This is a genomic window from Sphingopyxis sp. (assembly GCF_025869345.1).
In the GTDB taxonomy this organism is placed as follows: Bacteria; Pseudomonadota; Alphaproteobacteria; order Sphingomonadales; family Sphingomonadaceae; genus Sphingopyxis.
The window spans coordinates 1-6,082 of the sequence record NZ_JAOZVW010000110.1 but is presented as its reverse complement, the minus strand read 5'-3'; the positions used below and the strand labels follow the sequence as shown (position 1 = coordinate 6,082).

Annotated in this window: 7 protein-coding genes; 4 read left to right on the top strand and 3 right to left on the bottom strand. The window is 66.2% G+C overall.

Annotated features, from left to right (window positions below; genetic code table 11):
* Positions 1-253 precede the first annotated feature (253 nt).
* Entirely contained in the window at positions 254-1,006 is a 753-nt protein-coding gene (locus OJI97_RS11440; protein ID WP_297663581.1) for a TorF family putative porin, read from the bottom strand.
* Positions 1,007-1,269: 263 nt separating this feature from the next.
* Between OJI97_RS11440 and ispG the strand changes: the two genes are divergently transcribed.
* From ispG to OJI97_RS11425, 3 genes are all read left to right on the top strand, one after another.
* A complete protein-coding gene (ispG, locus tag OJI97_RS11435; RefSeq protein WP_297663578.1) occupies positions 1,270-2,421 on the top strand; it encodes a flavodoxin-dependent (E)-4-hydroxy-3-methylbut-2-enyl-diphosphate synthase in 1,152 nt (383 codons plus the stop codon).
* Positions 2,422-2,814: 393 nt separating this feature from the next.
* Positions 2,815-3,231 carry a hypothetical protein gene (locus OJI97_RS11430; protein ID WP_297663576.1) on the top strand — a complete coding sequence of 139 codons (417 nt, stop codon included), beginning with the start codon at positions 2,815-2,817 and terminating at the stop codon, positions 3,229-3,231.
* Positions 3,232-3,262: 31 nt separating this feature from the next.
* Positions 3,263-3,742: a GNAT family N-acetyltransferase gene (locus OJI97_RS11425; RefSeq protein WP_297663573.1), complete on the top strand. Its 480-nt coding sequence runs from the start codon at positions 3,263-3,265 to the stop codon at positions 3,740-3,742.
* Here the strand turns inward: OJI97_RS11425 and OJI97_RS11420 are convergent.
* On the bottom strand, positions 3,739-3,936 hold the full coding sequence (locus OJI97_RS11420; protein WP_297663571.1) for a hypothetical protein: 198 nt from the start codon (positions 3,934-3,936) through the stop codon (positions 3,739-3,741). The genes OJI97_RS11425 and OJI97_RS11420 overlap by 4 nt on opposite strands.
* Positions 3,937-3,945: 9 nt before the next feature.
* Positions 3,946-5,076, bottom strand: coding sequence for an acyltransferase family protein (locus tag OJI97_RS11415; RefSeq protein ID WP_367184767.1), 1,131 nt, complete (start codon positions 5,074-5,076; stop codon positions 3,946-3,948).
* Positions 5,077-5,168: 92 nt separating this feature from the next.
* Here OJI97_RS11415 and OJI97_RS11410 point away from each other — a divergent pair, with 92 nt between their 5' ends.
* The gene (locus tag OJI97_RS11410; RefSeq protein WP_297663569.1) at positions 5,169-6,032 is read left to right on the top strand and encodes a LytTR family DNA-binding domain-containing protein; all 864 of its coding nucleotides are present in this window, start codon (positions 5,169-5,171) and stop codon (positions 6,030-6,032) included.
* Positions 6,033-6,082 lie beyond the last annotated feature (50 nt).

Genomic DNA, 6,082 nt, shown 5'->3' with positions numbered 1-6,082 from the left:
CCCGCGAAAGCGGGAATCCCGCTCTTCTTCGTGCCTTTGTGCCTTTGTGCGAGTCAAAAAATCTCGCACGAAGGCACGAAGGCACGAAGAGAAGATGTACAGCAGCGGGATTCCCGCTTTCGCGGGGATTACGAAGGTGGAAGCCGACATGACGCCGCCCACCCCCACTCCAAACGTCGCCCATAAAAAAGGGGACGGCCTTCCCCCGAAAGCCGCCCCCTCCCAAGCGCGTGGTCGCTGACCTGCCGGGGGCTTAGAAAGCCACGCCCAGCGTGAAGACCACGGTCGGATCGTAAAGCGTGTCGTCGGCCTTGACGCCCGTCTTTTTGATGTCGGTATCGATATAGGCGACCGACAGCGTCGCGGGCCCGGCGCTGTAGGACGCGCCGATCGACCAGTCGAGATAATTGCCGTCGGCCGCCGCGGTGCCCAACGAACCATCGGTGTAACCAAGGCCGGCGTTCAGTGTGACCGGCGTGTTCGGAATCCCGAAGCCGAGGCCGAGGTTCAGATAGAGATTGTCGTCGCTTCCCAGCGATTTCTGGCTGGGGGCGTATGCGACGAGCCCGGTCGCCGAAAGCGGGCCGATATCGTGCGACAGCGAGCCGATGACCTCGACATAGTCGGCGGGCCCCGCACCCTTATGATGCCCCGGATAGGCATAATAAGTGGTGTTGAGGTCGAGCGTCGTTCCCGGCGCCACCTCGGTCGAAAAGCCCGCGATCAGATCGAGCTCGAACTTGCCGTAGAGCGGGCTGTTCGGAAGCCCCGATCCCCATGTGCCGACATAGAAGCCGCTGTCGTGGGTCAGCGTCAGGCTGGGCTGGATCTCGACCTTCTCGTTCGACAGCGAAATGCCGCGATAGCGATAGTCGGACACGATATCGACGCCGCCCGACAGGGTGAACGGACCGGCCTTGTTTGCGTCATCCTGTGCAAAGGCCGGAGTCGACATCGCCGATGCCGCGAGCACCATGCCGAAACATGCTTTGCCGAGAAACTTCATGGGTTGATCCCCTTCGTTGATGGCTACCGGATCGTCCCGCCTGCCCTGCACGTCCATGCCTCTGACCGGGCCCGATACCACGAACGGGCGGAAAATTGCCGATGTTGTTGCATCGCACAAATGAAAATTGCGTGTAAGTCGCGATTGAAAGATGGCCTGTGTCTTTCGCGCAACAACCATCGGCTTCACGCTTGCGCTTTGCCAAGTCGGCGCCGGAAGGCTAAAGAGCGCCCGGTTTCTTCCTTGGTATCGAGCCTGAATCGATGAGCGATCACAATCCTGGCCTGCGCCCCTGGCGCGACATCGCGCGGCGGACCAGCCGCCAGATCATGGTCGGCACCGTCCCCGTCGGCGGCGGCGCGCCGATCACGGTCCAGACGATGACGAACACCCCGACCGCCGATCCGGTGGCGACGATCGACCAGATCCGCCGCTGCGAGGATGCGGGCGCCGACCTGATCCGCGTCTCCTGCCCCGATACCGACAGCACCGCGGCGCTTGGGGCCATCGTCCGCGCGGCGCGCATTCCGATCATCGCCGACATCCATTTCCACTACAAGCGCGCGCTCGAAGCCGCCGACGCCGGCGCCGCGTGCCTGCGCATCAACCCCGGCAACATCGGCTCGTCGGAGCGCGTCGGCGAAGTCGTGCGCGCCGCCAAGGCGAATGGCTGCGCGATCCGCATCGGCGTCAACGCGGGGAGCCTCGAAAAGGATCTGCTCGAAAAATATGGCGAGCCCTGCCCCGAAGCGCTCGTCGAAAGCGCGCTCGACCATATCAAGCTGCTCCAGGACCATGATTTCCACGACTATAAGGTCGCGGTGAAGGCGAGCGACGTCTTTCTCGCGGTCGCGTCCTATATGCAGCTCGCCGACGCGGTCGACTGCCCGCTGCACCTCGGCATCACCGAGGCGGGCGGGCTGATCGGCGGCACGGTCAAGTCGGCGCTCGGCATCGGCAACCTGCTCTGGGCCGGGATCGGCGACACGATCCGCGTCAGCCTGTCGGCCGAACCCGAGGAGGAAGTCCGCGTCGGCTACGAGATATTGAAGACGCTCGGCCTGCGCACCCGCGGCGTCCGGGTGGTTTCGTGCCCGAGCTGCGCGCGCCAGGGCTTCGACGTCATCCGCACCGTCCAGGCGCTCGAGGACGCGCTTCAGCACATCAAGACCCCGATGTCGCTCTCGGTCCTCGGCTGCGTCGTCAACGGCCCCGGCGAGGCGCGCGAGACCGACATCGGCATCACCGGCGGCGGCAACGGCAAGCATATGGTCTATCTCTCGGGCGTCACCGACCACCATGTCGAGGACGCCGACATGATCGCGCATATCGTGAAGCTCGTCGAAGCCAAGGCGGCCGAAATCGACGCCGGCAGCGCGGTGAGCATGGACACGCTGCACGGCAAGGCAGCGTGAGGCGCTGACGCGGGACAACAACCGGACACGTCCGGTTCGGGGTGGTGAGCGGACGGTGGCTTACCCACCGTTCGTCATCCCGGGCTTGACCCGGGATCCCGCTTTTTCCTGCGAATGAGCGGCCTTCGATCTCAAGCGGGACCCCGGATCAAGTCCGGGGTAACGAAAAGAGAAACGTCAACAGCCGGTCGATTGTAGACCTCCGTCATCCCGGACTTGATCCGGGATCCATTCTCTCAGCGCCGGATGAATGGATCCCGGATCAAGTCCGGGATGACGATGTGAGATCATGTCCGCCTCCGGCCGCTAGCTGGCATCCGATCCACACGCGCCATCGCCTTTTCATCGCCGTCGGCGAAGGCTAGCTTCCTCGGCATCGCAGGAGCCCCCGCCATGACCGATAAACCCGACGCCCTCGACCGTCTCGTCCAGTTCCTGCTGCTCGTCGCCGCGGTCACGACGATCGCCAACGGCCTCTTCATGCTCGTCCGCCCGCTCGACTGGTATGTCTTCATCCCCACCGTCGTCACCACCGGCCCGCCGAATGCACATTTCATCCGCGACATCGGCCTCGCCTATCTGGGGTCGGGCCTGATCCTGCTCTATGCGACCGCCGACCCCGCCCTCCGCTGGCGCGCCGCGGTCGTCGGCGGGCTCTGGCTCGCCCTGCACGGCGCGCTCCACATCTACGAGGTGGCGGCGGGCATCTGCGGCCCCGCGACCTTCTGGGCCGACGCGCCGGGCGTGATCGGCCAGCCCGCGCTCGTCATCGCCGCGCTGGCGATCCTGCGCATTCGAAAGCGTATTTGACAGCGCCCATCCGACTGGACAAAGCGCGTCCATGACCCTCTCCATCCGCCCCGCCACGCCCGCCGACCTGCCGCTGATCGCCGGGTTGATCCGCGCGCTCGCCGACTATGAAAAGCTCGCGCACGAAGTCCGGTTCGACGAGGCGGCGCTCGGCGAGAAACTCTTCGGCTCGCGCCCCTATGCCGAGGTCGTGATCGGCGAGATCGACGGCGCGGCGCAGGGCTTCGCGCTCTTCTTCCACAATTTCTCGACCTTCGAGGGGCGCCCGGGGATCTATCTCGAAGATCTGTTCGTCCGCCCCGAAGCGCGCGGCTCCGGCCTCGGCAAGGCGCTGCTCGCGCATCTCGCGACGCTCTGCGTCGAACGCGACTGCGCGCGCCTCGAATGGTCGGTTCTCGACTGGAACGCGCCGTCGATCGGTTTCTACAAGAGTCTCGGCGCCCGGATGATGGACGAATGGACGGTGATGCGCGTCGATGGTGACGCGCTGACGCGGCTCGCTGCCGTCTAGCGCTTCCGCCCGAACCAGACGAGCAGGATACCGGCCACCGCCAGCACCGCCCCATTGCGCGTCCACACCCGGTCGCCGAGCATGAAGCTGCTTTCGGGCCAGTGCACGATATCGAGCCCCTGCAACATCCACAGGCCGCCCATCAGGATCGCCGCGACCCCGACGATCGCCATGACCGCTTTCACCGCCCCCATGACCGCCTCCTATCGTTTCTGCAGTCCGATCAGCGGCCGCAGCCAGCCGATGCTGCGCCCGATCGCATAGAAAAGCCAGCATCCGATGACGGTCGCCGCGAGCAGCACCGCAAAGGACGGCAACGCCGCCACGCCCGCGCGCAGCAGCCCATATCCCACCAGGATGATGATCGTCTGATGGATGATGTAAAAGGGGAACACCGCCTCGGCGAGCGTCGCGCGCCACCCGTGGTCGCGGTTCCAGAAGCGGTCGGCGATCCCGACCAGCGCGACGATCGCCGCCCAGCCCTGCACCAGCCGCAGAACCATGACGGGCGTGACGATTCCCGCGGGCGGCCCCTCGCCCGGCGCGCTGGCCACCGCCCAGGCGACATAGGCATAGGCCGCGAGCGCCGCCACCGCCGCGGCGGGCCAGCAGCGCGCGACCGCCGCGAACAGCGCCGGTCGCGCGCGCAGCAGCCAGCCGATGAAGAAGGGCACCAGATAGTGGAGATGGTTCGGCCCGTCGTCGAACAGCGCATGGGTCTCGCGATAGCCGGGAAAGGCGAACAAAATTGCGAGCCAAGCCGCGAGCGGCAGCGCCAGCATCCCCCAGCCGCCGAGCAACCGCGCGGCGCCGTCGGCGACCCGGCTCCGCGCCTTTTCGGGAACCCCCGCCAGAACCGCGACCGCGAGCAGCGTATAGGCAAAGAGATAGACGACGAACCACAGATGCTGCCACGTCGGCAGCACGATCCCGTCGAGCGTGCCGAAGCGGAAATAATCATGGGCCCAGAAATGCAGGAACCCCTCCGCATAACCATGCTGCGTCGTCAGTTCGATCCACGGCTGCACCGGGATAACGATGATCATGCCGAAGGCGAGCGGGATCAGCAGCCGCGCGGCGCGCGAACGCAGGAAAGCGCCCGGCGCGCCGAGCTTCGCGAACAGCGCCGCGCTCGCATAGCCCGAGACGAGGAAGAGCAAAGGCAGCCGCCAGCTATTCGTCGCGAGCATCGGAATTTCCACCCAGTCCATCGGCCGCGGCGTTTTGACGTGCCATCCCCACGGCACGAAAAACATGCCGATATGATAGAGGATCAGCAGCGCGAAGGCGCCGATCCTGAGCCAGTCCATTCCATAATGCCGTTTCATGTCCATCGCGGCGAAACTCCTTTGCCGGTTCGTGCCGCTGCCGCTAATCGGGAAAGCGGCCGGCGGGCGATCCCGGCGGGACGAGAAGCGGAGCCGGTGTGACGGACGAAGAAGCGCGAGGGACGAGCGGCGGCGCAGCCGGGACGAGCGGCCCCACTGGCGGGCTCAGCGCCCGCGCGCTCACCGCGCTGCTGCTCGCGGCGATCTTCTGCTTCGGGCTCGTCCGCATCGCCGCCAACGTCTATTCCTACATCGCCGACCGCGAGGGTGCGGGCCTCGCCACCTCGCCGACGATTGCCTGGATGCTGGAGGGCAGCAGCCTGATCGCCTGGGCGGTGATGATGATCCCCTGCTGGTTCGCGGTGCGGCGCATCCGCCCGCCGCGCGTCGCCCTGCCGTGGACCGTCGCGATCCACGCGTTGCTCGCCATCCCGGTGTCGCTCGGCCATATCGCGCTGATGGCCGGCTTCCGCACCGCGCTCTGGCGGCTGATGGGGCTCACCTATCATTTCACCGCGCCCGACGGCTCGCCGATCCTCTATGAATTGCGCAAGGACATCTCGGCCTATACCGAGCTCGTCTTCATCCTCTTCCTCGTCCAGTGGCTCGTCGCGCGCTACGCCATACCACCCGCCGCGACGCCCGGACCCGCGACGCTTGCGGTCGGCGACGGCGCGGTCACGCACCATCTGCCGGTCGGCGAGATCGAGCATGTCGCCGCCGCCGGCAATTATGTCGAGATCGCCTGGCGCGGCCAGACTTTGCTTCACCGCGCGACGCTGACCGCGATCGAAAGCGAACTCGCCGCCGCCGGCTTCGTCCGCATCCACCGCAGCCGCCTCGTCCGCCGCGACGCGGTGCGCCGCGTCGTCACGCTGAAGAGCGGCGATTTCGACGTCGAGATGGAGAGCGGCGCCGTGCTGCGCGGCAGCCGGCGGTATCGGGGGAATGTCGAGGGCTGAAACACCGTCATTGCGAGCGAAGCGAAGCAATCCAGAGCGGTTTACGCTAC